The 24719-nt window shown below is 64.5% G+C and carries 26 protein-coding genes; 16 read left to right on the top strand and 10 right to left on the bottom strand.

The features are described from left to right. The 7 genes from QZ213_RS05980 to QZ213_RS05950 form a co-directional block, all read left to right on the top strand. Positions 1-711: RelA/SpoT AH/RIS domain-containing protein (locus tag QZ213_RS05980; RefSeq protein ID WP_291685139.1), on the top strand; the 711-nt coding region annotated here is incomplete at its 5' end. Between the two features lie 33 nt (positions 712-744). Continuing rightward, the gene (locus QZ213_RS05975) at positions 745-1554 is read left to right on the top strand and encodes a pyridoxine 5'-phosphate synthase (protein WP_291685138.1); all 810 of its coding nucleotides are present in this window, start codon (positions 745-747) and stop codon (positions 1552-1554) included. Further along, positions 1551-1970, top strand: a complete 420-nt coding sequence (gene acpS, locus QZ213_RS05970; RefSeq protein ID WP_291685137.1) for a holo-ACP synthase — start codon at positions 1551-1553, stop codon at positions 1968-1970. Before QZ213_RS05975 ends, acpS begins: the two co-directional genes overlap by 4 nt. A gap of 280 nt (positions 1971-2250) precedes the next feature. Next, positions 2251-3009, top strand: a complete 759-nt coding sequence (gene lepB, locus QZ213_RS05965; protein ID WP_291685136.1) for a signal peptidase I — start codon at positions 2251-2253, stop codon at positions 3007-3009. Next, the gene (gene rnc / locus QZ213_RS05960; protein ID WP_291685135.1) at positions 3006-3824 is read left to right on the top strand and encodes a ribonuclease III; all 819 of its coding nucleotides are present in this window, start codon (positions 3006-3008) and stop codon (positions 3822-3824) included. Before lepB ends, rnc begins: the two co-directional genes overlap by 4 nt. Continuing rightward, positions 3814-4740, top strand: a complete 927-nt coding sequence (era, locus tag QZ213_RS05955) for a GTPase Era (RefSeq protein ID WP_291685134.1) — start codon at positions 3814-3816, stop codon at positions 4738-4740. Before rnc ends, era begins: the two co-directional genes overlap by 11 nt. 32 nt (positions 4741-4772) lie before the next feature. Beyond that, on the top strand, positions 4773-5150 hold the full coding sequence (locus QZ213_RS05950; protein WP_291685133.1) for a hypothetical protein: 378 nt from the start codon (positions 4773-4775) through the stop codon (positions 5148-5150). Between the two features lie 29 nt (positions 5151-5179). On the opposite strand, the gene QZ213_RS05945 is transcribed toward QZ213_RS05950, so the two are convergent. Next, entirely contained in the window at positions 5180-7114 is a 1935-nt protein-coding gene (locus tag QZ213_RS05945) for an AI-2E family transporter (RefSeq protein ID WP_291685132.1), read from the bottom strand. 280 nt (positions 7115-7394) lie between these two features. On the opposite strand from QZ213_RS05945, the gene recO reads away from it, so the two are divergent. From recO to QZ213_RS05925, 4 genes are all read left to right on the top strand, one after another. Next, the gene (recO, locus tag QZ213_RS05940) at positions 7395-8144 is read left to right on the top strand and encodes a DNA repair protein RecO (RefSeq protein WP_291685131.1); all 750 of its coding nucleotides are present in this window, start codon (positions 7395-7397) and stop codon (positions 8142-8144) included. Positions 8145-8311: 167 nt separating this feature from the next. Next, the gene (gene parC / locus QZ213_RS05935; protein ID WP_291685130.1) at positions 8312-10567 is read left to right on the top strand and encodes a DNA topoisomerase IV subunit A; all 2256 of its coding nucleotides are present in this window, start codon (positions 8312-8314) and stop codon (positions 10565-10567) included. Between the two features lie 98 nt (positions 10568-10665). Next, the gene (locus tag QZ213_RS05930) at positions 10666-12660 is read left to right on the top strand and encodes a pyrroloquinoline quinone-dependent dehydrogenase (protein WP_291685129.1); all 1995 of its coding nucleotides are present in this window, start codon (positions 10666-10668) and stop codon (positions 12658-12660) included. A gap of 105 nt (positions 12661-12765) precedes the next feature. Then, the gene (locus tag QZ213_RS05925) at positions 12766-13692 is read left to right on the top strand and encodes a cation diffusion facilitator family transporter (RefSeq protein WP_291685128.1); all 927 of its coding nucleotides are present in this window, start codon (positions 12766-12768) and stop codon (positions 13690-13692) included. A 92-nt stretch (positions 13693-13784) separates the two neighbouring features. Here QZ213_RS05925 and chrA read toward each other — a convergent pair whose 3' ends face one another. Both chrA and QZ213_RS05915 read right to left on the bottom strand, forming a co-directional pair. After that, complete coding sequence (gene chrA, locus QZ213_RS05920; RefSeq protein ID WP_291685142.1) at positions 13785-15170, bottom strand: chromate efflux transporter; 1386 nt, start codon at positions 15168-15170, stop codon at positions 13785-13787. Between the two features lie 5 nt (positions 15171-15175). Further along, positions 15176-15994, bottom strand: a complete 819-nt coding sequence (locus QZ213_RS05915; protein ID WP_291685127.1) for a chromate resistance protein ChrB domain-containing protein — start codon at positions 15992-15994, stop codon at positions 15176-15178. 238 nt (positions 15995-16232) lie between these two features. Between QZ213_RS05915 and QZ213_RS05910 the strand changes: the two genes are divergently transcribed. From QZ213_RS05910 to QZ213_RS05890, 5 genes are all read left to right on the top strand, one after another. Beyond that, on the top strand, positions 16233-16601 hold the full coding sequence (locus QZ213_RS05910; RefSeq protein ID WP_291685126.1) for a hypothetical protein: 369 nt from the start codon (positions 16233-16235) through the stop codon (positions 16599-16601). A 9-nt stretch (positions 16602-16610) separates the two neighbouring features. Continuing rightward, positions 16611-17060, top strand: a complete 450-nt coding sequence (locus QZ213_RS05905) for a hypothetical protein (RefSeq protein ID WP_291685125.1) — start codon at positions 16611-16613, stop codon at positions 17058-17060. 116 nt (positions 17061-17176) lie between these two features. After that, a complete protein-coding gene (locus tag QZ213_RS05900; protein ID WP_291685124.1) occupies positions 17177-18007 on the top strand; it encodes an N-acyl homoserine lactonase family protein in 831 nt (276 codons plus the stop codon). 51 nt (positions 18008-18058) lie between these two features. Continuing rightward, complete coding sequence (locus QZ213_RS05895) at positions 18059-18937, top strand: DMT family transporter (RefSeq protein ID WP_291685123.1); 879 nt, start codon at positions 18059-18061, stop codon at positions 18935-18937. A 101-nt stretch (positions 18938-19038) separates the two neighbouring features. Beyond that, a complete protein-coding gene (locus tag QZ213_RS05890) occupies positions 19039-19473 on the top strand; it encodes a DUF2852 domain-containing protein (protein WP_291685122.1) in 435 nt (144 codons plus the stop codon). Here QZ213_RS05890 and QZ213_RS05885 read toward each other — a convergent pair. The 7 genes from QZ213_RS05885 to QZ213_RS05855 form a co-directional block, all read right to left on the bottom strand. Next, positions 19470-19949 carry a hypothetical protein gene (locus QZ213_RS05885; protein ID WP_291685121.1) on the bottom strand — a complete coding sequence of 160 codons (480 nt, stop codon included), beginning with the start codon at positions 19947-19949 and terminating at the stop codon, positions 19470-19472. The two genes, QZ213_RS05890 and QZ213_RS05885, sit on opposite strands and share 4 nt — an antisense overlap. Positions 19950-20018: 69 nt before the next feature. Next, positions 20019-20435 carry a RidA family protein gene (locus QZ213_RS05880; protein WP_291685120.1) on the bottom strand — a complete coding sequence of 139 codons (417 nt, stop codon included), beginning with the start codon at positions 20433-20435 and terminating at the stop codon, positions 20019-20021. 28 nt (positions 20436-20463) lie between these two features. Beyond that, positions 20464-20703, bottom strand: a complete 240-nt coding sequence (locus QZ213_RS05875; protein WP_365885047.1) for a hypothetical protein — start codon at positions 20701-20703, stop codon at positions 20464-20466. A gap of 14 nt (positions 20704-20717) precedes the next feature. Beyond that, complete coding sequence (locus QZ213_RS05870) at positions 20718-21875, bottom strand: MFS transporter (protein WP_291685119.1); 1158 nt, start codon at positions 21873-21875, stop codon at positions 20718-20720. After that, positions 21872-23041 (bottom strand): MFS transporter, encoded by a 1170-nt coding sequence (locus QZ213_RS05865; RefSeq protein WP_291685140.1) that lies wholly within the window; start codon positions 23039-23041, stop codon positions 21872-21874. The genes QZ213_RS05870 and QZ213_RS05865 overlap by 4 nt, the downstream gene beginning before the upstream one ends. 53 nt (positions 23042-23094) lie before the next feature. Next, on the bottom strand, positions 23095-24459 hold the full coding sequence (locus QZ213_RS05860; RefSeq protein WP_291685118.1) for an FAD-dependent oxidoreductase: 1365 nt from the start codon (positions 24457-24459) through the stop codon (positions 23095-23097). Between the two features lie 50 nt (positions 24460-24509). After that, on the bottom strand, positions 24510-24719 hold a 210-nt coding region (locus QZ213_RS05855), incomplete at its 5' end, for a helix-turn-helix domain-containing protein (protein ID WP_291685117.1).

Raw genomic sequence — 24719 nt, 5'->3', positions numbered from 1 at the left:
ATCGTCGAGCGCCTGTTCGTGCGCGCCAAGATCGAATACGCCGACGACAAGCTCAAAGGCGCGCTGCCACGGCTGGCGCGCGCCTCGATCGACGACGTGATGGCGGCGGTCGGGCGCGGCGAGATGAAGGCCTCCGACGTCGCGCGCGCGATGTATCCCGATTACAAGGAAGAGCGGGTCGCGCGCTACGGCGCCAAGAAGAGCAGCCTTGCGGTCAAGCTGAAGCTGAAATCGCCGCCGGATCCCTCGCGCAGCCCGTCGGCGATCCCGGTGCGCGGCATCAATTCGGATTTGCCGGTCAAGTTCGCGCCGAACGGCGGCGCGGTGCCGGGCGACCGCATCGTCGGCATCGTCACGCCGGGGGAGGGCATCACGATCTACCCGATCCAGTCCCCGGCGCTGAAGGATTTCGAGGAAGAGCCGGAGCGCTGGCTCGACGTGCGCTGGGATGTCGACGAATCGACGCCGCAGCGCTTTCCGGCGCGGATCATGGTGGACAACGTCAACGAGCCCGGCAGCCTCGCCCAGGTCGCCACCGTGATCGCCGAGCATGACGGCAATATCGACAATATCAGCATGTTCCGGCGCTCGCCCGATTTCACGGAGCTGACCATCGATCTTGAGGTCTATGACCTCAAGCATCTCAGCGCTATTATCGCCCAGTTGCGCGCCAAGGCCGTGGTCGCCCGGGTCGAGCGCGTCAATGGATAGCTTTACCTCTTAAGTCTTCCCGCGAGTCCTTTCATGCCCCATCCTCCGCTGCGTCTCGGAGTCAATGTCGATCACGTCGCCACCCTTCGCAACGCGCGGGGCGGGCGCAATCCCGATCCGGTGCGCGCGGCGCTGCTCGCGATCGAAGCCGGCGCCGACGGTATCACCGCGCATTTGCGCGAAGATCGCCGCCACATCCGCGATGACGACATGGCGCGGCTGAAGGCCGAGATCCCAAAACCGCTGAATTTCGAGATGGCGGCGACGGAGGACATGTTGCGAATCGCGCTCGCCACCAAGCCTCACGCGGTCTGCCTGGTGCCCGAGCGCCGCGAGGAGCTCACCACCGAAGGCGGCCTCGACGTGGTCGGACAGCACAACGCGCTGGCGCCGTTCATCGCGCGGCTGAACGACGTCGGCATCCGGGTGTCGCTGTTCATCTCCGCGGAGCCGCGCCAGATCGAAATGGCGGCGAAACTGCGCGCGCCGGTGATCGAAATCCATACCGGCGCCTGGTGCGACGCCGTGGTCGACGGCCATGCGGCGAAGGCGGACGCGGAGTGGCAGCGCATCGTCGCGGGCGCGGCATTGGCGCGCTCCGCCGGCCTCGAAATCCATGCCGGCCACGGCCTCGATTACGAGACCGCCGAGCGGATCGCGGGCCTGGGCGAGATCGTCGAGCTCAATATCGGCTACTACATGATCGGGGAGGCGCTGTTCGTTGGCCTTGCCGAGACGGTGCGAACGATGCGGGCCGCGATGGACCGGGGGCGCCGCAATGCCGTCAGCCCGAATCAGGCGGGCCAGAATCAGGCGGCCCAGAATCCTGCGGGCAAAGCATGATCATCGGCATCGGCTCCGACCTGATCGACATCCGCCGCATCGCCAAGGTGATCGAGCGCCATGGCGACCGCTTCCTCGACCGCATCTTCACCGATGCCGAGCGGGCCAAGGCCGGACGCCGGGCCAGGAACGAGAACATGGTGGTGGCGACCTACGCCAAGCGGTTCGCCGCCAAGGAGGCCTGCTCCAAGGCGCTCGGCACCGGTATCCGGCGGGGCGTCTGGTGGCGGGATATGGGCGTGGTGAACCTGCCGAGCGGCCGTCCGACCATGCAGCTGACGGGCGGGGCGCTGGCCCGGCTCGAGGCGCTGACGCCGGAGGGGCATGAGGCGCGGATCGACCTTTCCATCACCGACGACTGGCCCCTGGCGCAGGCCTTCGTCATAATTTCGGCGGTCGCTGCGGGCAAACCGTGACGCGTCGGGGCGGTTCAGCCGGCGGTCTGTCGCAAAACTAAAAATCCAAAACTTTTCAATGGATTAGCAAGTTTTGATGCGGCCGTTGATTGCGCGGCTGCGAACAACGGTCTAAAACGCCGCAGGTTGGATCGAGGCCAGAGCGAATTCGGGTTTGCGCCGGGATTGGCTTTCAACAGCAGAATCAGGAGCACTTTCTCGACGCGAAGCGATCAGCTTTCCGCGTGAGGAAGATGCTCTGCCACCGCGCGGACAATCGCAGCGGGGAATTGGGAAAGCGATGAGCGTGACATCCGGGACAAAAACTGAAAGCGGCCTGGGTGAAACCATCCGCGTCATCATCCACGCTTTGCTGATCGCATTGGTGATCCGCACCTTCCTGTTCCAGCCCTTCAACATCCCGTCCGGCTCGATGAAGGCCACGCTCTTGGTCGGCGACTATCTGTTCGTTTCGAAATACTCTTACGGTTACAGCCACTACTCGATCCCGCTGTCGCCGCCCTTGTTTTCGGGCCGCGTCTTCGGCTCCGAGCCGTCGCGGGGCGACATCGTCGTGTTCCGCCTGCCCAAGGACGACACCACCGACTACATCAAGCGCGTCATCGGATTGCCCGGCGACCGCATCCAGATGAAGGAGGGTCTGCTCTACATCAACGACGTCCCGGTGAAACGCGAGCGGCTGAGCGACTTCATCGGCGAGGACCCCTGCGGGTCCGACGCCACCGCGCGGGTGAAGCGCTGGAAGGAAACGCTGCCCAACGGCGTCAGCTATGAATCGCTGGATTGCGTCGACAACGGCTTCTACGACAACACCAACGTCTACAACGTGCCGCCGGGCCACTTCTTCATGATGGGCGACAACCGCGACAACTCGACCGACAGCCGGGTGCTGTCGGCGGTCGGCTACGTGCCGTTCGAGAACATCGTCGGCCGGGCGCAGATGATCTTCTTCTCCATTGCCGAGGGCGAGCACGCCTGGATGTTCTGGCGCTGGCCCACCGCGGTGCGCTGGAATCGCATATTTAAAATTGTGCGATGAACGACGAAACACCTGAGATCCGGTCCGCGCCGCCACCGGGCGATGCAAGCCCTGAGACTGACGCCGGCCACGAGCCCGTGGCGGCGAAAAAGAAGCGCAAGAAGATCAGCGCCAAGGCGGCTACCGCGGCAATCGAGGAGCGGATCGGACACAAATTCGCCGATCCCGCCTTGCTGACCACCGCCTTCACCCATGTTTCCGCGCTGAAATCGGCGCGCAAGCGCGCCGACAGTTACCAGCGTCTCGAATTCCTCGGCGATCACGTGCTCGGGCTGATCGTGTCCGACATGCTGTACCGCGCCTTTCCAAGCGCCGACGAGGGCGAGCTGTCGAAGCGGCTGGCCGATCTCGTGCGCAAGGAGAGCTGCGCGGATGTCGCGAAGTCGCTGGGGCTGCTCGACGACATCAAGCTCGGCGCGGTGGGTGCCAGCGCCAGTGCGCGCCTGCGCAAATCCGTGCTCGGCGACATCTGCGAGGCGGTGATCGGCGCGGTGTTCCTCGACGGCGGCTATGCGGCCGCGGCGCAGTTCGTCGAACGCAACTGGACGGAGCGGATGCGCAAGCCGCGGCGGCCGTTGCGCGATCCCAAGACGGTGCTGCAGGAATGGGCGCAGGGCAAGGGACTGCCGACCCCGGTCTACCGCGAGATCGAGCGCACCGGGCCGCATCACGACCCGCAGTTTCGCGTCGCGGTGGACCTGCCGGGACTGGAGCCGGCCGAAGGCATCGGCGGCAGCAAGCGCGCCGCGGAAAAAGTCGCCGCGTCCGCAATGATCGCGCGCGAAGGCGTCGCCGGCGGCAGCAATGACGGATAAGCCCCAAGACGATATCGCGCCCGCCACCGCTTGCGGCTTTGTGGCGCTGATCGGCGCCCCCAATGTCGGCAAGTCCACGCTGGTCAATGCGCTGGTCGGCTCCAAGGTCACCATCGTCTCGCGCAAGGTGCAGACCACGCGCGCGCTGATCCGCGGCATCGTGATCGAAAACAACGCGCAGATCATCCTGGTCGATACGCCCGGGATCTTCTCGCCGAAGCGGCGGCTCGACCGCGCCATGGTGTCGACCGCATGGAGCGGGGCGCACGATGCCGACGTCGTCTGCGTGCTGCTCGATGCCAAGGCGGGCATCGACGAGGAAGCCGAGGCGATCCTCAGCAAGGTCGCCACGGTCAAGCACGAGAAGATCCTGGTGCTGAACAAGATCGACCTGGTGCCGCGCGAGAAGCTTTTGGCACTCGCCAAGACCGCCAACGACCGTCTCGCCTTTGCACGCACGTTCATGGTTTCGGCGATGTCGGGCGACGGCGTCGATGACCTCAGGCGGACGCTGGCCGAAATGGTGCCGCCGGGACCGTTTCATTATCCCGAGGACCAGATGTCGGACGCGCCGATGCGGCATCTGGCGGCCGAGATCACCCGCGAAAAGATCTATCGCAAGCTGCACCAGGAACTGCCGTATCAGTCCACCGTCGAGACCGACAGCTGGACCGAACGCAAGGACAAATCCATCCGCATCGAGCAGACCATCTTTGTCGAGCGCGAAAGCCAGCGCAAGATCGTGCTCGGCAAGGGCGGCGCCACCATCAAGGCGATCGGCGCGGAGTCGCGCAAGGAGCTCGCTGAAATCGTGGGCGTGCCCGTGCATCTGTTCCTGTTTGTCAAGGTGCGCGAGAACTGGGGCGACGATCCCGACCGCTACCGCGAAATGGGACTGGAATTCCCGAGAGAATAATAAGGAAATAATAACGGAATGACCGGCTCGCGATGAACATGCCCAGAAACGTGCTGTGGTTTGAGGTGCTGCTGTATATGTCGCTGACGCTCGATGCGCTGTCGGTCGCGTTCCAGGACCGTACGCCGAGCGGCGAGATGACGGAATCCATGATCATGGTCGCGACTGTGATGGCGGGCTTCATGATCCTGCTCCTGGTGTTTCTGGTCTGGCTCGCCGCGCAGCGGCGGAAGAACTGGCCACGCTGGGTGCTGGCGGCGGCACTGCTGCTGTCCCTGATCTCGCTGGTGCAGGTGATCGGCGACAACGGCCTGCAGCTCGACAGCGTCATTGAGGTCGTCTCCTGCGCGCTGACGGCCGCGGGACTGTATTTTTCGTTTACCGGCGACGCCGTGGGCTGGTTCAGCTGATCGGCTTGAACGATGCGGGTTCGACCGGATCAATGCCCGGCGGCAACGGCGACCTGAGCAGCGTCCGGTATTGACGCTTCCTGCGAGCGGGAATTTTGAACTGCCGTTTCGGCGACGAACTCCGCAACACTGCCGAAATTGCCGACGACCGTCGTGATATCGATCGTTCCCGGCGTCACGGCGTCGCTCGCGCTGCCGAGCAGCGCGATGATGATCCGGCCGCCTTTGCTTTTCTTGCTCAACCTGCGAACGGTGTATTGAATCATCGCATCCGACGGTTTTCCGACGTAGCAGATACAGAAGGCCGCCGCCTGCGACAGGTCGAGCGAAAAGAACCTCGACATCGACAGCGCATCGGCCGTCTCGGCAGCGGCGCCGATCCCGCGGCGTTTCAGCATCTGGGTGAGAATGAGGACTGCGGCCTCGTCGAGTTTGCCGGAGCCGGGGATGCACAGAACGGCCCCGGGCCGCTCCCAACGTTCTAGCAAAGGCGTCGAAGATCCGACGTCGGTGACCTGCTCCAGTCGGGCGAGGCCCGAGGCCAACTCGGGGGCCAGTGCTTCGGTCGGCAGTCGGTCCTCGTGGGGCTCGAGATCATCAACCACTTCGGTCACGGTAGCCAGGATGCGGTCGATCCGCTCGCGGTCCAACCTGCCGAGACGCGCGTCGGCCTCGGCGAGGCGCAGTCCGTCCAGCATGATGGTGTCGTAGTAATCTTCGAGCGAGGCACCGGCGAGGTAGGTCTGCGCCTGCTGTGAAGCCTCGATCGGATCGCCGGCGAGCATCCGCTGGTAGACCAGTTGCGGCGGCGTCAATGCCGGCTCGTTGCCGAGCAGGACATCAAAAAATTGTAGGCGGTCGACATGGCGGCCGACGACGACCAGGCAGACGGTGAGGGGCGTTGCCAGGACCAGCCCGATCGGGCCCCAGAGCCATGTCCAGAATGAAGCCGAAATGACGATTGCGACCGGCGAGAGGCCAGAACTCCGTCCATACACCAGCGGCTCCACGACCTGTCCGGCGATGAGTTGAAGCGTGCCGAACAGCGCGGCTGTCATCACAAGCATGCCCCATCCGGAACCGACCGCCGCGGCAAGTATCAGCGGAAAGACGGCGGAGATCGGGGATCCCACGTAAGGCACAAACCGCAAGATCATCGCGAGGAGTCCCCAAAGTGGGGCGCTCGGCACGCCGATCAGCTGCAGGCCGATGCCGATGATCAAGCCGAATGATGCGTTGACGATGATCTGATTCAAGAACAGCCGGCTCAGCCGCTGGCCGGCATCGTCGAGTGCTGCCGTGGTGCGCTGCATGTCCTGTGATCCGGCGAGGCGGATGAAACGGTTTCGCAGATCCTGGCGCTGCAGCAGGATGAAAATCACAAAGATGACGACGATGCCGGTCGTCGTCAGCGGCTGGATCAGCGGCTGAATGATCGCGACCAGCGTCGTCAGGGTGCCCGGATCGGGCTGCCTGATCTCTACAGGGATCGGCCTGTCCAGAGGCTGTCTTCGCAGTCCGTCGATGGCCGCTTGGCCCCGCGCCGGATTTTGAAGTTCGGTATCAAGTTCCCTGAGTACTTTCGAGGCCCGTTCCAACGTTCCCGAGCCGCCGGCCGCGACACCGCGCAGGCCCTGGATCTTCTCGCGCAAGGTCTGTTGATAGCCAGGCAATTCTTCGGCCAGCCGGTTCGCCTGCGAGACCATCAGGCCTCCCATGCTGAAGATGATCGAGAAGCCGACGAATACCGCGATCAGCACCGATAACGTACGCGGAACCCGCCACGACTGCAGCCGGATGACAAAGGGCGCGAGCACGAAACTGAACAGCACCGCCAGCGCTACCGGAACGAGGACTTCTCGCGCGAAGTACAGTGCGGTCACGATCAGCGCCGCGACCGCCAGGTTTGTCAGCGCGTGTCCGCGCGGCTGCTGCAGTTTAATCGGGGATGCCGTGTCTGCCAATCTCGCTCAATCCGCGGAGGTCGATTGAGACCTCCGTCTGTTCAGGCCGCGGCCGGGGGTAAGATGGGTCACAACCGGCGGATCGCCCAAATGTTCCTCGTTACGAAGTGCAGGGGTTCGACGGGCATCGCCATTCCGCGACGATGCGAAGCATCGAGCCCGGAATTTCGAGTTTCTCCGAGGTGCAATTGCACATCTGGGGTCTGGTCCTTCGCACGATCCCGCAATGAAGGTCGTTAGATAGCTGCGCCCCTATTCGGAATCCTGTACACTGTCGCCCATGGAATGGACCGACGAAGGCATTGTGCTGGGGGTTCGGCGGCATGGCGAATCCTCCGCCATTGTCGAGCTCCTGACGCGCAGCCATGGCCGGCATCTCGGCCTGGTGCGCGGCGGTTCGAGCAAGCGGATGCGGCCGATGCTGCAGCCCGGCAACAGCGTGACCGCGGTGTGGCGGGCTCGGCTCGACGAGCATCTCGGTTATTACGTCCTTGAGGGCACGCGGCTGCGCGCGGCCACCGTGCTGGCGTCGTCGCATGCGACCTATGGCGTCACCCATCTGGCCTCGCTGGCGCGGCTGCTGCCGGAGCGCGATCCACACGAAGACATCTACGAGATGCTGGACCGCACGCTGGAGGATTTCGACGACATCGGCGAGGCCGCGGCGCATCTGATCAGGTTCGAGCTGGCAATGCTGGCCGAACTCGGCTTCGGACTCGACCTGGAGAGTTGTGCCGCTACCGGCGCGACAACCGAACTGATCTATGTTTCGCCGAAATCCGGCAGCGCGGTGTCGCGGACAGCCGGCGACCCCTGGCGCGACCGGCTGTTGCGGCTGCCGGCGTTCCTGCGGCAAGGCGAGGGCGGTACCAACGGCTGGTCCGACCAGGACCTGCAGGACGGTTTTGCGCTCACAGGAATGTTCCTGCTACGCCATGTGCTGGAGCCGCGCGGGCAGGGCCATTCCGACGCCCGCGACGGTTTTATCAACGCGGTGACCAAATATCGGGCGAAAGCGGCGGTTCCGTAGCGGCGCAGCACAGCCCAGAGCTTCGCTTCTGATTAGAACCGAAGCTCTGGATTCTTGTTTCGACGCGTTTTCTTTACGCGAACCGGTACCCACTTCACCCGAAAACGCTCTAAATTGCCGCTGATTCGCGGCTTGCCCGATTCACCGCCAGGGTTTAACGCCTCCCCATGGGAAAACGACAGTTACCGCCGGAAGACCCGGCCGAAATTCATGATGTCGGGCTGCGCGACGCGCTGGAAGAGCGCTATCTCGCTTATGCCCTCTCCACCATCATGCACCGCGCCTTGCCGGACGCCCGCGACGGGCTAAAGCCGGTGCACCGGCGCATCCTCTACGGCATGCGGCTGCTGCGGCTCGACCCCGGCACGGCGTTCAAGAAGTCGGCCAAAATCGTCGGCGACGTGATGGGCTCGTTCCATCCGCATGGCGACCAGGCGATCTACGACGCCATGGTGCGGCTGGCGCAGGATTTCTCCTCGCGCTACCCGCTGGTCGACGGCCAGGGCAATTTCGGCAACATCGACGGCGATAACGCCGCCGCCTACCGCTACACCGAAGCCCGCATGACCGACGTCGCGCGGCTATTGCTCGACGGCATCGACGAGGACGGCGTCGAATTCCGCCCCAATTACGACGGCCAGTCGAAAGAGCCGGTCGTGCTGCCCGGCGGCTTTCCGAACCTGCTCGCCAACGGCTCGCAGGGCATCGCGGTCGGCATGGCGACCTCGATCCCGCCGCACAATGCGGCCGAGCTCTGCGACGCGGCGCTGCATCTGATCGACAAGCCCGAGGCGAAGTCGAAGGCGCTCTTGAAATGGGTCAAGGGCCCGGATTTCCCGACCGGCGGCATCATCGTCGATTCCAAGGAAGCCATCGCCGAAGCCTACATGACCGGGCGCGGCTCGTTCCGCACCCGCGCCAAATGGAGCCAAGAAGAGGGCGCACGCGGCACCTGGGTGGTCGTCATCACCGAGATTCCCTTCCTGGTGCAGAAGGCGCGGCTGGTCGCGCAGATCGCCGATTTGCTCAACGACAAGAAGCTGCCGCTGGTCGGCGATGTCCGCGACGAATCCGCCGAAGACATCCGTCTCGTGATCGAGCCGAAGTCGCGCGCCGTCGATCCGGAATTGCTGATGGAATCGCTGTTCCGGCTGACCGAGCTGGAAAGCCGGATTCCGCTGAACCTCAACGTGCTGGTGAAGGGCCGCATCCCGAAGGTGCTGGGCCTTGCCGAATGTTTGCGTGAATGGCTCGACCATCTGCGCGACGTGCTGCTGCGCCGCTCCAACTACCGCAAGACCCAGATCGAGAACCGGCTGGAAGTGCTCGGCGGCTACCTGATCGCCTATCTGAACATCGACAAGGTGATCAAGATCATCCGAACCGAGGACGAGCCGAAGCCGGCCTTGATAAAGGCGTTCAAGCTGACGGAAGTCCAGGCCGATGCCATCCTCAACATGCGGCTGCGCAGTTTGCGCAAGCTGGAGGAATTCGAGATCCGCACCGAGGAAAAGAACCTTCGCGGCGAATTGAAGGGCATCAAGGCATTGCTCGGCTCCGAGACCGAGCAATGGGCCAAGGTCGGCGAGCAGGTCCGGAAAGTCCGCGACATGTTCGGGCCGAAGACGCCGCTCGGCAAGCGCCGCACCCAATTCGCCGATGCGCCCGAGCACGATCTCGCCGCGATCGAGGAGGCTTTTGTCGAGCGCGAACCTTGCACCGTGGTCGTTTCCGACAAGGGCTGGGTGCGGACGCTGAAGGGGCATGTCGCCGATCTCTCGGGCCTGACCTTCAAGACCGACGACAAGCTCGATCAGGCGTTCTTCGCCGAGACCACGTCAAAGCTGCTGCTGTTCGCCACCAACGGAAAATTCTACTCGCTCGACGTCGCCAAGCTGCCGGGCGGGCGCGGCCATGGCGAGCCGATCCGGATGTTCATCGACATGGACCAGGACGCGGCGATCGTGGCGCTGTTCGTCAACAAGGGCGGCCGCAAATTCCTGGTCGCGAGCCATGAAGGGCAGGGGTTCGTCGTCAACGAGGACGATTGCGTCGGCAATACCCGCAAGGGCAAGCAGGTCTTGAACGTCGAGATGCCGAACGAAGCCCGGGCGATCGCGACCGTCACCGGCGACACCGTCGCCGTCATCGGCACCAACCACAAGATGATCATCTTCCCGATCGATCAGGTGCCGGAAATGGCGCGCGGCCGCGGCGTGCGCCTGCAGAAGTACACCGGTGCGGCGCTGTCGGATGTCGCCACCTTCGATTCCAAGGCCGGCCTGACCTGGAAGGATTCGTCGGGACGGGAGCAGAGCATGAGCTGGAAGGAATTGTCGGACTGGCGCGGCAACCGCGCCGACGCCGGCCGCCTCGCAGGCGGCCTGCCGAAGTCGAACAAGTTCCGCCGCGGCGTGGAGTAGCCTCGTCGTCCCGGCGTTCGCCGGGGCGACAGCGAGAAAATCTCCTTTGACTGCAGCCTGCTTCTCGCCGATGCTTCCGAAAAACAGGGGAGGCGGCGTTGCGCGGATTAAGTGCAGCCTGCGTTTTTTCGCTTGTTGTCTCGGTTGTTTTTGCCGCGCCTGCAGCGCTTCATGCGCAGGCCATTCCCGGCGCGCTCCCTGAATCCGCCAAGGCAATTTCGCAAGGCGAATGGCCCGCTTATGCCGGCACCTATGCCGCGGCGCACTATTCGCCGCTGGCGCAGATCGATCCGGCCAATGCCAGGGATCTGCACATCGCCTGGCGCTGGAAGTCTCCCGATCATGCCGTCAGGGACGCCAATCCCGCGGTCGGCCCCAGCCAGGCCAATGAATCGACGCCGCTGATGGTGGGTGAGGTGCTCTACAGCTCGACGTCGCTGTCGGAGGTCGCCGCCATCGACGCCGCCACCGGCGTGACAAAGTGGGTGTACGACCCCAAGATCTATGAAAACGGTCTCGGTCTTCCGGCTAACCTCGGATGGCTGCACCGCGGCGTCGCCTATTGGCGCAATGGCGACGACGAACGCATCGTCATCCTCACCGCGTTCGCGCAGATGATCGCGCTGGATGCCAAGACCGGAAAGCCGGTGCCGACATTCGGCAAGGGCGGCCGGATCGACCTCGCGCAAGGGCTGCGCCGCCCGGTCGACCGCGGCTACTACACCATGACCTCGCCGCCGGTGATCGTCCGCGGCGTCATCGTGGTCGGCTCATCCGTGTATGACTGGTGGGGAATGCGGCCCTCTCCGCCGGGCGATGTCCGCGGTTTCGACGTCGCCACCGGACGCCTGCTGTGGACGTTCCATACGGTTGCGCAAGGCGAGGAAGCCGGCGTGGAAACCTGGGAGAACGATTCCTGGAAGGAGACCGGTAACGCCAATGTCTGGGCGCCGATGAGCGCCGACGAAGAGCTCGGTTATGTCTATCTGCCGGTCTCTACGCCCACCAACGATTATTATGGCGGACACCGGCCCGGCGTTGGCCTCTATGGCGAGAGCCTCGTCTGCATCGACGCGGCGACCGGCAAGAAGGTCTGGCACTATCAGCTCGTGCATCACGGGCTCTGGGACTACGACCCGCCGGCCGCGCCCAACCTGATTGACATCACCGTCGGCGGAAAGCCGATCAAGGCGGTCGCGCAGGTGACAAAACAGGCCTTCGTCTATGTGTTCAATCGCATTACCGGAGAGCCGGTCTGGCCGATCGAAGAGCAGCCGGTACCTGCATCCACGGTGCCCGGCGAGAAGGCCTCGAAGACGCAGCCGTTTCCGACCAAGCCGGCGCCGTTCGACGTCCAGGGAGCGCGGGACGAGGACCTGATCGACCTCACGCCGGAGATTCACCAGGAAGCGATCGACATCGCCAAGGCCTATGATCGCGGCGGCCTGTTCACCCCGCCGTCGCAGCGCGGCACAATTGTGGTGCCGGGTATAGCCGGCGGCGGCAACTGGAACGGTGCCGCGGTCGATCCCGAAACCGGCATGCTTTATGTCGGTACCACCCGGCTGCCATTTGTCGTTGCGGTCCACCAGCCGCAGTCATGGGAAGGTTCGTACGATTTCATCGGCCAGCCCGCGTATTTGTCTGGGCCGCGCGGGTTGCCGCTGTTGAAGCCGCCGTTCGGCAGCATCGTCGCTATCGACATGAATAGCGGCGAGCACCGCTGGCGGATTCCGATAGGCCGCAGCGAGTTCATGCCCGCCGTCCAGCGTCTCGGCATTCGCGAGCCGTTAGGGCTGCCCGGTCGAAGCTGGGCGCTGGTGACCAAGACGGTCTTGATCGTGGTTCAGTTCGGATATTACGGCGCGCCGCGCTTCGTGCCGGAATTGCAACGTCCGATCTCCGATCTCCATAATCGCGACCCGCATTTGTGGGTCTACGACAAGACCAGCGGCGCCATGCTGGCGGAGATCGCGCTGCCGGCCAACGCGACCGGCGCGCCGATCACGTATGTCGCCGGTGGCAAGCAATACATCGCATTTCCGGTCGGCGGCGGTCCGGTACCGGAGGAACTGATTGCGGTGTCGCTTTGAGCAGAGGCGGGCGCGGAACAGGGGCGTAATAGTATTCGGCTTTTGGTGCGCGCTATAATCGCTAGGCGGTTGGAAACGACCCTGCAACGATTGTCTCACGCACCCATGGCCCATCAGCACGACCATCCCCACGCGCACGGCCATGCCGGCCACAGCCATGCGCCGGACAGTTTCGGGCTCGCCTTTGCGGTGGGCGTTACGCTCAACACGGTGTTCGTGCTGGCGGAACTGTTTTTCGGCTATGCCGCGAATTCGCTGGCGCTGATCTCGGACGCGGTTCACAATTTTTCCGACGTCATCGCCTTGCTGCTGGCGTGGGCCGCGGGCTGGCTGGCGCGCAAGCAGCCGACCGAGCAGCATACCTACGGCTACAGGCGCGCTTCGATCCTGGCGGCCCTCGTCAATGCTGGCCTGCTGCTGATCGCGGTCGGCGCCATCGCGGTAGAGGCCATTGGCCGGATTCAGCAACCCGCCGAGGTCGCAGGCCGCACCGTCGTCCTGGTCGCGGCGCTCGGCGTCCTCGTGAACGGCGCCACCGCGCTGTTGTTCATGCGTGGCCGTCATGCCGATCTCAATATTCGCGGCGCCTACATGCACATGGCGGCGGACGCCGGCGTGTCGCTCGGCGTCGTCGTCGCGGCGTTGGCGATCATGTTGACGGGGTGGCTGTGGCTCGATCCGGCGATCAGCCTGTGCATCGCCGCCATCGTGCTTGCCAGCGGATGGGGTCTCGCGCGGGACAGCGTCAATCTCGCGCTCGACGGCGTGCCTAAAGGCATCGAACTTGCCGGCGTGAGGGATTATCTCGGCGGGCTCGAAGGCGTGACCGAAGTGCATGATCTGCACATCTGGGCCATGAGCACCAATGAAACCGCGCTGACGGCGCATCTGGTGCGTCCCGGCGGCTACGACGATTCGTTCCTCCACGGCATTTGCGAAGAACTTTCCCACCGGTTCAGGATCCAGCACGCGACGCTCCAGGTCGAGGCGGGCAGCGATGTCTGCAGGCTCGCGCCGGCGGAAGTCGTGTAGACGAAATTGTAGGGTGGGCAAAGCGCAGCATGCCCACCATCGTCAAAAAGGTGGGCACGGCGCAAGCGTGCCTTTGCCCACCCTACCGATTCCTAGATTACCCTCATCAATCGCAACACTACGCCTGCGATGCACGATCCCGCCAGCACCGTCAGCATGCCCAGCTTGAAGCGGAAGATCGCTGTGGCCGCGGCAATCGCCAGCACCAGCGCCGGAAAATCCACGCTCGACAGCACCGGCATGTCGAAGGACAGCCCGAACGAGCGCACCGGCGTGGTTTCCCGGAACACGGTGTGCAGCGCGAACCAGATCGACAGATTGAGGATCACGCCGACCACGGCGGCGGTGATCGCCGTCAGCGCGCCGGCGAGCCCCTTGTTGCCGCGCAGGGTCTCGATGAAGGGCGCGCCGAGGAAGATCCAGAGGAAGCAGGGCGTGAAGGTGACCCACGTCGCCAATAAGCCGCCGAGCGTGCCCGCCAGCATTGGCGACAGCGTGCCGGGATCGCGAAAGGCCGCCATGAAGCCGACGAACTGCAGCACCATGATCAGGGGGCCCGGCGTGGTCTCGGCCATGCCCAGGCCGTCGAGCATCTCGCGCGGTTGCACCCAGTGATAATGCTCGACCGCCTGCTGCGCGACATAGGCCAGCACCGCGTAAGCGCCGCCGAACGTCACCAGCGCCATCTTGCTGAAGAACAGCGCGATCTGGCTGAACACATTGGCCTGGCCGAGGCCGATCAGGAGTGCGGCGACCGGCACCAGCCACAGCAGCAGCCAGACGGCGCTGACTTTCAGCGCGCGGGGAATGCTGGGCCGGACATGGTCAGGCAGTTCCCCGCCGAACATGCTGTCGACCGCGGCGGCGTGTTTGCCGCCGCCATGCGGCACGGCCGCGAATTCCGGCCGGCCGCTTTTGGCGCCGAAATAGCCGATCACGCCGGCGCCGATGATGATGACCGGGAACGGGACGCTGAAAAAGAAGATCGCGATGAAGGCGATGCCCGCCAGCGCGATCATGACGCGGTTGCGCAATGCCCGGCTGCCAACGCGGACCACGGCCTGGATCACGATCGCCAGCACGGCGGCCTTCAATCCGAAGAACAGCGCCTCGACGAAGCCGACATGGCCGAAAGCCGCGTAGATATAGCTCAGGCCCATGATGGCGACGATGCCCGGCACAATGAACAGACCGCCGGCCATGATGCCGCCGGCGGTCCGGTGCAGCAGCCAGCCGATATAGGTCGCAAGCTGTTGCGCCTCCGGGCCGGGCAGCAGCATGCAGTAATTCAGCGCATGCAGAAATCGGCTCTCCGAAATCCAGTTCTTCTCCTCGACCAGGATGCGGTGCATCACCGCGATCTGCCCCGCGGGGCCGCCGAAGCTTAAGACGGCCACCCGCAGCCAGACCCGAAAGGCCTCGCCGAAGCTGATGCCGTGGCCGGCACCAGCTTCGGTATTCGTTTCGTGTGCTGCAATATCGATCACGGCTTCGCCTTGTTGGTGGGCCAGTTATGGGTCTCGCCGGTGGCATCGCGGCACCAGCGATAGAACGCATCGTAAAGTGCGATGCCGGCCTCGAGCTGTTCGAGATCGTCATCATACATCCGCGACAGCCCGAGCGATGCCGCGAGCAGCCCGGGCGCCTCCGGGCACAGATCGAGCCGCGCGGTATCGGCAGCCCGCACCATGGTTGCCAGCCGCAACATGGCCGGCGTCGCCAGACCGAACTCCTCGACCATCACGTCGAAGGTACAGAGTTCGCCGCGGTGACTCCAGAACACGTTTTCGATGTCGAAGGCAGCGGCGCCAAAACGCTCGCCGACCCCGACCACCTCCGAGGGAGCCACGAACAGGAATACCGCGTTGGGATCGACGAAGCGCCGGATCAGCCAGGGGCAGGCGATGCGGTCGATCTTCGGCCGCGCGCGGGTGACCCAGACGGTGCGGCCCTGCGCGTCGCGCTCCGGCAGTTTTGAAGCCGGCACCAGCGGCAGCTTGGCCGCCTTCCAGCCCTCGAAGCCGCCTTCGAGCGCCTCGGCTTCGACATGGAGGTGCCGCAGCCATGCCGCGGTGCCCTGTGCAAGCTTTTGCCCTCGCAGGCAGACGACGATGGCCGAACGCCCGGCGAAATCCTCGCCCCAGTCGGCTGCCGTTTCATGGTTGCGTTTGACCGCGCCGGGAATCAGCCGCGGGTCGGCGGCGAAGTCTTCGTCGGTACGCACGTCGATCAGCGCCGGCATATGGGCCGTGCCAATCAGACGGGCAAGTTTATCGGATGATATCGTTGTGGGGGATGACATGGTTGCGCCCTCGCAAAGAAATACGGGACGCGATACTTGGGCATGTCGCCTCGTGGGGGGATCGCAGAACCCCCATGCCCGTATTACAGCCAAACCGGCGCGGGCTGTCAATGCGCTTCGCGCCGGCCTTGCCGTCCGGCACATCGGCAGGCGACCAGGCAATGAACGGGGCCGGCGTCGGGCCCGGCTCCAAACGTAAGTTCGGAGAACGATGCGACGAATGGAAGGAATCGCCGCGATGCCATCGAAACAACTCGCAGGATTGATCGGGCCCACATTGGTTGCGCTCGGCGCCACCGAGGCGCTCAACATTCATATATTCGAGAACCAAATTGCAGCGGTCATCTATCTCAACGGAACGATCCTGTTCGTCGTCGGCCTTGCGCTGGTCCGCGCGCATAACCGCTGGTCATGGCGATGGCCAACCCTCATTACCGTCACCGGCTGGGTGCTGCTGGCAGGCGGCCTCTATCGCATGATCGCTCCCGAAGCGCCGCAGGCGCCCGCAAATGCCGGCAGTTACGTGGCGCTCCTGGCTATCGTCGCGATCGGCGTGTTTCTGAGCTTCAAGGGATATGGCCCGGAAGCCGCTCAGGCCGGCGAATAGGGGATTGATATGCACACATTCGCCGCGGCAGGCGCCGGCTTCCTGCTCGCCGTCCTCTGGTTCGACCTGATGTTCGACATGCAGACGCGTGGACACGCAGGCAACGTGCTGCCGCCGGAAGTATTGGCTTCGATTTCAGCGTATTACCGCCGCGTCACCACCGACGCCTATCCGATGAACCGTCTGGTCGCCTTGGTGATGCTGCTGACACTTGCCGCCATCAGGGTCCAGATTGTGCAGGGTGATAATCCCTGGTGGGTCGGGTGGGGCTCGATTGCGTTGGCGGGAAGCGGTTTTGTGCCTACGATGACGCGCACGGTGCCCAACGCACGCCGGTTGGGAAGCGGGAAAGACATGGCGGAGGAGCAGTCGCGGCTGGCGCGTGCGATCTGCCGCGATCACATGTTCAGCTTCGCGCGGATGTTCCTGGTTTTGCTTCTTCAATTGATGGCCCGTTAGTGGTGGGCGTTGTCGGGACGACGTCGCGTCAGGCTCCATCTGGATGGAAAAGTCGCGTTGAGGTAGCATCCGCTCCGTCGGCGTGAAATCCGGGATATTTCGGTTGGAGAAATAACATGAACCGAGTGAGCGTTCTTGTTGCGGCGCTGTTGTCAGCCTTCGTTACCGGGGGTCCCGGTCATGCGCAATCGGGCAAAACAGGCGTCGAGAAACTCTACATTCTCAATTGCGGCGAGGGCGTCGCCGGCGACATCTCGCGCTGGTCTCCCGGCGTCAACGAAGGCAAATCGATGGACTTCGTCGACACCTGCTATCTCATCAAGCACGCGCAGGGCTGGTTGCTGTGGGACACCGGCATTTCCGACGCGGTGGCGGCGATGCCGAACGGCCTGGCGCCCGCCGATCCCAAGGCCGTTTACTGGCACCGTCCGAAGACCCTTGCGGCCCAGCTCGACCAGCTCGGGGTCAAGGCCGCCGACATCAAGGCGATGGCTGTGTCGCATACCCATCCCGATCATATCGGCAATGTCGAGCTGTTCCCGACGGCGATGCTCTATGTACAGAAAGCCGAATACGAATGGCCCGGTCCCAACAACGAGCCCCGGTTCAAGCCCGGTCATCCCGTCACCGAGCTGGAAGGCGACCGCGACATGTTCGGCGACGGCAGCGTGACCATTCTCGCAACGCCCGGGCATACGCCGGGTCACCAGTCGCTGCTGGTGAAGCTGCCGAAGACCGGCGCGGTGGTTCTTTCCGGCGATGCCGCGCACTTCAGGGATAATTGGGACAACCGCAGGGTTCCCTCCATCAACTTCAACAAGGAACAGACGCTGGCCTCGATGCAAAAGATCGCCGACACGCTGACCAAGGAAAACGCGCAGCTGTGGATCAACCACGACAAGGCGCAGCGCGACGGCCAGAAAATGTCGCCTGAATTCTACGATTAGGCGGCGGAACGCCGGCCTGAGCCGAGGCGGCGAGACACGGGAGACAAGGGGGTGGGCGAATGGATCGGGGTGGCGATCGCGCTGGTCTCGAGCTGCCTCGGCGGCTCGGCGGCGGCGATCACGCGCTATCTCGTCGGCAATGCCGATCCGGTCACGCTCGCGATCCTGCGCTGGGGCATCGGTTTTGCCTGCCTGCTGCCGACTGCGCTGGTGCTGCGGGTCAGATGGCCGCCGCATCGCGACTGGCTCGCCGTGGCCGCTCTCGGGGTGTGCTTCTTCGGACTGTTCTTCGTGCTCTACAACATCGCGATCGGCTTCACCACCGCGGCCCGCGCCAGCCTCGCGCTGGCGACATTGCCGCTGCACACCATGGTGGTCGGCGCGCTGCTCGGCATCGAGCCGCTGACGATGCGCAAGACGCTGGGCGTCTGCGTCGCCATGCTCGGCGTGATTGCGGCCCTGGCATCGGGGCTTTCGGCGGCTCCACCAGGCGCGTGGCGCGGCGAGTTGATCATGACCGGCGCCGTCTTTTGCATGGCCTTTTATAATGTCTGGTCCCGTCCGTTCATCCAGCGATCGAGCGCGCTCGGCTTTCTCACCGTCGGCATGGGCGCGGGCGCCGCCGCGCTGATCTTGGTGGGATTGCTGACCGGCAGCATCGCGGTGCTGGGCAGCCTCAATACCCCGCAATGGATTGCCGGCATCTATCTCGGCGTCGGCGGCGGCGCGCTGGCGTTCATATTGTGGGTCATGGCGCTCGAGCGCGCGACGCCGACGCGCGTCGCCGCTACCATGACCGTCAACCCGATCGCGGCGGGATTGCTGGCGACGCAACTCGTTGGCGAACCGATCACGCCCAATCTTGTGGTCGGGCTGGTCGCGGTATTTGCCGGGATCTGGATCGCGACGACGGAGACAAGGAAGCCGTAGGTGCTCTTTTCTCCATGACGCCGGTTGATCCACATCAACGCGCGTTGCCCGGGCCGGGCGTGAGATGGCAGTTGCCAAATCTCGAATGACGGGAGAGCGCCATGTGGTGGAATCACTATTCGTGGTCCGGCGAGTACTGGCCCATGCCCTGGATGTTTTTCGGGCCGGTGATGATGATCATCTTTTTTGTGGCTTGTGCCGCGGTGCTGTTTTTCATGATGCGCGGCGCGATGTTCCATCGGGGCCACGCCGGTGCGGCCGGAATGATGTCGTGCTGCGAAACCGGGCTGGGGCCTTCGCTCGAGCGCGCGACCGCGCAGGCTGCCAAAAATGGGAATCGGGGACGGACGAATGGATCCCCGGCCTTCGACGAATATCGGGCCGAGACGCTTCGGCGTCTGGAGCGTGAGCAAGACGAATTCCAGGAATTCGTCGACCATTTGCGTATGGCCACGGACAAGGCCGAGTTTGACGAATTCATAGCCCAGCGTCGCGCACCGACGCCGCAGGCGGAATTCGCGAGGACCGCGGTCTAAGCGACACCGCGCATCAAATCGCGACGGTGATCCTTGTTTATCGCGTTAGGTGAGCCGTGCGTCCCCCCGGGTCGGGCCGGCTCGGCAACGCTCGCCGCAAAGTCCCTTATATACTCCGGTATTTCCTGGCCTTCGATATCGCAGCGAACCTGGATTTCGGCGGCGATCTCCGCCGAGATGTCCTTCGCCCAATGTTCGAGGGTGTTGAACGCAACCACGCGGATGGGATCGTTGAACTGCCCCGACATCAGTTCGGCCACGATGGTTTCGATATCCGGGCGCTCCACCTCGGCTTCGCGGTCGAGGCCGCCCCGTTGGCCGAAGCGATCGACAACGAGGTAGATGGTTTCGTCCGCACCGTAAGGCACGGTCATCGGCTTCCTGACAGCTGGTTTCGGCATGGCGAACCCTCTATGGAACCCTTGTTCAAGTGCGTCGTCGCGGATTGGTTCCGACAATTGAACAGGCTTGATCATTCGCTCAGCGGTCGGTTTCTAAACACCGTTTGAGATCGCGCCGCGACCGAGCCCGGCCTCGCTGGAAAGTCACGCCGCCGCGATCGCGTCGATCTCGATCATGAAATCCGCGCCATACAGTCTTGACACTTCGACCAGCGTCACCGCGGGAGCGGCCGGCGGCGTCACCGAGGCAAAGAAGCGGTTGCGCGCCTCGCGATAGAGCCCGAGATGGTTCATGTCGGTGAGGAACACCGTGAGTTTTACCAGATTGGCGGCGGTGCATCCGCTGATCTCCAGCGCGATGGCAAGATTGCGAAACACCTGGGCCACCTGCGCCGGGAAGTCGTCCTTCCCGATCACATTGCCGTCGCGATCGAGCGCGGTCTGCCCCGATATGAAGACGAAACGGCGGGCGCTGGCGTCGACGATTTGCGAATAGCCCGGCGGAATACCGAGTTCGGGCGGGTCGATGCGAACGATCGCAGGCGTTGTCTCGCGGGTCATTGCGGGCGACCTTTGAAGTTCGGGAATTCTAGTTGCGCGGGGCGGATACCGGCGCAGGCGCCATGCCGGCCGGCTTCTTCGGGCTCAGCGTTCCCGCGTAGAACGACATTCCCAACACCAGGACAAGGATGACGAAATAGACTGCGACGGATTGCGGCGGGGTCGTCGCCCAGCGCACAAGACCCTTCAATCCCTCGGCCGGTTCGGGCTGGTTTTCCATGCCGTGGTTTTGCTCGAAATGCAGCGGAATGGGAAGAGGCAAATGCACCGGGCGCAGTCCCGTCAGGGCGCCGCCGGTTCCTTGCGCAACAGCGACAGCGCCAGCAGCGCCGAAAGGCTGAGCGCGGAAGAAACGATCAGGATGCGGCTTCCCATGGCGTCGATCAACAGGCCGAAGGCGAGGGGGGCTGCGGCCTGCGCCATCCGCGCCGGTGCGCCGATGATGCCGAGCCGATAGCCATAATTTTCCGGGCCGAAGATCGCCAACGGCAGCGTGCCGCGCGCGATGGTGAGGATGCCGTTGCCGGCGCCGTGGAAGACCGCGAACACGCCTGCCGCGCCGCCGCCCATCAGCGCGACGATGGCGGCGCCGATCGGGTGGGTCAGGCAGGCCAGCCGAGTCGAGACCAGCGGATGATAGCGGCTGAGCAGGCTCGCTTCGACGATGCGGGCTGCCACCTGCGCCGGGCCGATCAGGGCGCCGGCCGTCACCGCCTGCAGCGTCGTGGCGCCGGCCGCCTCCAGGATGCGCGGCAGATGCGCGGCCATCGCGCCGGTGACGCTCCAGGCCGCGGCGAAGGCGAACGCCAGGAGGACCATGGTCCGGTCGATCGGGATGTGCGGCTTTATCGATGCGGCTACCGCCGCCTTGGCGCTCTTCACGGCCGGCAGCATGAAGAAATTGAGCGGCAGGCCGATCAGGATATGCGCAACAGCCCAGGCGAAGCAGGTGTTGCGCCAGCCGATGCTTTCCAGGCCCCAGGCGGTCAGCGGCCATCCGACGGTGGAAGCAAAACCCGCCAGCAGCGTGATGCCGGTGATCGAGCGGCGAGCGGTATCGCCATAAATGCGTCCCAGCGCGGCGAAAGCGGCGTCGTAAAGGCCGAAGGCCATGCCGATGCCCAGCAGCAGCCAGGCGATGACGAGCACGGAAATCGAAGTGGTGGCGCCTAGCAGCGCCAGCCCCGCCGCCAGCGTCAGGTTGGAAATCGACAGCACGGACCTTCCGCCGACGAGATCGATCTGCCGGCCGACGCGCGGGCCGAGCAGCGCCGAGATCACCAGCGACGCCGAGAACGCGGCAAAGATCCAGTTCGAGGAGACGCCGAGGTCGCGCGCGATCGGATCGGCGAGGATCGCGGGCAGATAATAGCTCGAGGCCCACGCCAGGGTCTGCGTGGTGCCGAGCGCCAGGATGATCGGAAGCTGGCGCCCGCTCATGTCTGCAGCGCCGTCCTTCTGGACCAATAGAGCGCAACCGGACCGACGAGAATCCCTGCGGCCAGCACCGTGAACGCCGCCATCCAGGCCGACGGGTTTTGCGGACCGCCGGCGGCATCCAGCGCGACGCCGACGACCCACGCGCCGAGCGCCGACAGGCTGAAGCCGACGGTCGAATGCATGGCCATGGTGGCGCCGCGATATCGGGATTCGGCGGCCATCGCCATGCCCGACGTCAGCGCGCCGGAATCGGCCGGCACGGTGATGGCGTAGGCCATGATCAGCGGCAGCAGGAACCATGGCGACTTGTCGGCGCATATTCCGATCAGCAGCGCCACAACGGCGGAAGCAAGCATCACGGCCGTGATGGCGCGATGCCGGCCGATCCGCAGCGCGAATTCGTTGCCCAGGATGCTGGCGGGCATCGCGAGCACGGAGAACAGCACGCTGACGACGATGGGCGTCAGAATCGGGCTTTGCGAATTCCTCATCGTTACGAAGGTCCAGAACGCGACGATCCAGGTCCTGATGCCGTAGAGCTCAAAGCAGTGCGCGCCGTAGCCGAGCACGAAACCCATGGCTCGCGTGTTATTGAACACCGGCACGAAATCCAGGAGGCGGCCTTGCGCGGGCTTCGGCTCGACCGGCCGCAACAGGAAGCAGACGGTCAGCATCACCAGCGGACCGAAGGCCGTCACCAGGAACGCAGCCCGCCAGCCCCAGCCTTCCGCGACCAGTTGGGAAATCAGGAAGGACAGGCCGACGCCAAACGAGAAGCTCGACGTGTAGAATGTGATCGCGCGCGACGAATCGCCCGGCGCCAGCCGGTCGGTCAGCGCCTTGAGCCCGGGCATGTAGGCTCCGGCGAAGCCGACACCGGCGATGGCATTGAAGAAGGCGCCCGACCAAAGTCCGGACGCATAGAGGCCGAACAAGAGGGTACCGAGCGCGCTGACCGCGGAGCCGGCGATCAGGATCTTGCGGGCATCGATGCGATCGGTCAGCGTCGCCAGCACCGGCACGGCGCACATGTAACCGGCGGCGCCGGAACCCGCCAGCAGCCCCGCCTGCGCGCCGCTCAAATGCCATTCCGGAATCAGGAACGCGGCAAGAATGGATGGCACCACGACATGGGGAAGCAGGCTGCCAAGCTGCCCCAGGCACATTGCGACGATAACGGAACGACCTTCCAGGGAAATACCGTTCACTCCTTGCGCGTTCAGGACGCGCACCCGCACCCCGTTTTGCCTTCTTGCCTGGCATCTGCATCCGCGGCGCAACAGGCGTCAACAGCCGATAATGCCGGGCCGCCACAGCAGCTACTCGCGTCCGGCGCGGCCGATCGGTTGCAGACGCCGGTTTCGGGCAGCACCAGCTCGACGCGCTCCGCCGCTTCGCGGTCGCCGGCGAGTTCGGCCGCGATCGAGCGCACCTGCTCGTATCCCGTCAGCATCAGGAAGGTCGGCGCGCGGCCGTAGGATTTCATGCCGGCGAAGTAGAAGCCGGGTTCGGCCTGCGCCAATTCGCGCGCGCCATGCGGCCGTACGGTGCCGCAGCTGTGTTCGTTCGGGTCGATCAGCGGCGCCAGCGCCACCGGGCATTCGATCGCGGGATCGAGCTGGATGCGAAGCTCGCGCACGAAATCGAGATCAGGGCGGAAACCCGTCGCCACGATGAGCTCGTCGACGACGATGTGACGGCCGCAACAGGCGCTGCCCGCGCCGACGATGAGGCGAGGGCCGTCCACGTCAAGATGCGAAACACGAAATTCGCTTTCCAGTCTGATCCGGTCCGCCGCGACCAGCGCTGCGAAGGCGGCGCCGAGTTCGCCGCGGGCGGCGAGCTTGTCGTTGGCGCCCCCTCCAAAGGCCTTTGCGGGATCGTTGCCGCGGAGAAGCCAGACCGGTTTGGTTTCCGGCGCCTGTTCCGCCAGTTTGGCGAGATCGATCAAGGTGCCGATCGCCGAATGGCCGGCGCCCAGCACCGCGACGGTCTTGCCGGCATAGCGCGCGCGGTCCTTGCCTAGGACATCCGGCATCCCGTAAGCGATCTTGCCGGCGGCCTGCGTCTCGCCGATGGCGGAGAGGCCGTTGGCGCCGGCCGGATTTGGCGAGTGCCAGGTGCCGGAGGCGTCGATCACAGCGTCCGCCCGCATCACCTTCGGGCCTTGCCCGTTCTGGTAGCGGATCTCGAACGGCGCGGATTCGCGGCCCCTGGTCTTGAGCTTGTCGAAGCCGGCGCGGCTGATGTCGGTGACGCGGCTGTTGGTTTGAATGTGGCTCGCGAGAACGGTCCTGGTGGCGAGCGGTTCGAGGTAGCGCTCAACCAGCTCCGCGCCGGTCGGATATTGGTCGGGCTCGGGAGAATTCCACCCCGTCGGCGCCAGCAGGCGCGCCGCCGCGCGGTCGATGTTGTATTCCCAGGGCGAGAACAGCTGCACGTGGCCCCATTGCCGCACCGAATGCCCGGCGCTTTCACCGGCCTCCAGCACGATCGGCCGAAGCCCTCGCTCCAGCACATGCGCGGCCGCGGCGAGCCCGACCGGACCCGCGCCGATGATCGCCACCGCCTTTGCTTCGCTCATGGTCTTCTCCCATCAAACTAGAAAGATCGAAATTTGGTGGCCGAAAGAAATTAGGCCGCCTTGGTGTCGTCAGCCTCGGCGGTATCGGTGCAGCACTCGGCGACCAGAAACTCCACCAGCCCTCGCATCACATCGTAATTGGCGTGACACACCAGCGTGGTCGCGTCGCGCACCTGATTGATGAGCCCGACCACCATCAATGTCTTGATGTGATGCGACAGCGTCGAGGGCGCGATCTTCAGCTTGTCCTGCAGCCGACC

Origin of the sequence: Bradyrhizobium sp. (assembly GCF_017881085.1) — a bacterium.
Taxonomy (GTDB): Bacteria; Pseudomonadota; Alphaproteobacteria; order Rhizobiales; family Xanthobacteraceae; genus Bradyrhizobium.
This window is presented reverse-complemented; position numbering and strand designations above follow the sequence as displayed.

Coding starts and splice junctions, on each gene's coding strand:
- parC (WP_291685130.1), top strand. CDS start 8,312: ATGGGAAAACGACAGTTACCGCCGGAAGACCCGGCCGAAATTCATGAT.
- recO (WP_291685131.1), top strand. CDS start 7,395: ATGGAATGGACCGACGAAGGCATTGTGCTGGGGGTTCGGCGGCATGGC.
- QZ213_RS05905 (WP_291685125.1), top strand. CDS start 16,611: ATGCACACATTCGCCGCGGCAGGCGCCGGCTTCCTGCTCGCCGTCCTC.
- acpS (WP_291685137.1), top strand. CDS start 1,551: ATGATCATCGGCATCGGCTCCGACCTGATCGACATCCGCCGCATCGCC.
- QZ213_RS05885 (WP_291685121.1), bottom strand. CDS start 19,949: ATGATCAAGCCTGTTCAATTGTCGGAACCAATCCGCGACGACGCACTT.
- QZ213_RS05915 (WP_291685127.1), bottom strand. CDS start 15,994: ATGTCATCCCCCACAACGATATCATCCGATAAACTTGCCCGTCTGATT.
- QZ213_RS05975 (WP_291685138.1), top strand. CDS start 745: ATGCCCCATCCTCCGCTGCGTCTCGGAGTCAATGTCGATCACGTCGCC.
- QZ213_RS05890 (WP_291685122.1), top strand. CDS start 19,039: ATGTGGTGGAATCACTATTCGTGGTCCGGCGAGTACTGGCCCATGCCC.
- era (WP_291685134.1), top strand. CDS start 3,814: ATGACGGATAAGCCCCAAGACGATATCGCGCCCGCCACCGCTTGCGGC.
- QZ213_RS05880 (WP_291685120.1), bottom strand. CDS start 20,435: ATGACCCGCGAGACAACGCCTGCGATCGTTCGCATCGACCCGCCCGAA.
- QZ213_RS05910 (WP_291685126.1), top strand. CDS start 16,233: ATGCCATCGAAACAACTCGCAGGATTGATCGGGCCCACATTGGTTGCG.
- QZ213_RS05925 (WP_291685128.1), top strand. CDS start 12,766: ATGGCCCATCAGCACGACCATCCCCACGCGCACGGCCATGCCGGCCAC.
- QZ213_RS05900 (WP_291685124.1), top strand. CDS start 17,177: ATGAACCGAGTGAGCGTTCTTGTTGCGGCGCTGTTGTCAGCCTTCGTT.
- QZ213_RS05950 (WP_291685133.1), top strand. CDS start 4,773: ATGAACATGCCCAGAAACGTGCTGTGGTTTGAGGTGCTGCTGTATATG.
- QZ213_RS05870 (WP_291685119.1), bottom strand. CDS start 21,875: ATGAGCGGGCGCCAGCTTCCGATCATCCTGGCGCTCGGCACCACGCAG.
- rnc (WP_291685135.1), top strand. CDS start 3,006: ATGAACGACGAAACACCTGAGATCCGGTCCGCGCCGCCACCGGGCGAT.
- QZ213_RS05860 (WP_291685118.1), bottom strand. CDS start 24,459: ATGAGCGAAGCAAAGGCGGTGGCGATCATCGGCGCGGGTCCGGTCGGG.
- QZ213_RS05865 (WP_291685140.1), bottom strand. CDS start 23,041: ATGTGCCTGGGGCAGCTTGGCAGCCTGCTTCCCCATGTCGTGGTGCCA.
- lepB (WP_291685136.1), top strand. CDS start 2,251: ATGAGCGTGACATCCGGGACAAAAACTGAAAGCGGCCTGGGTGAAACC.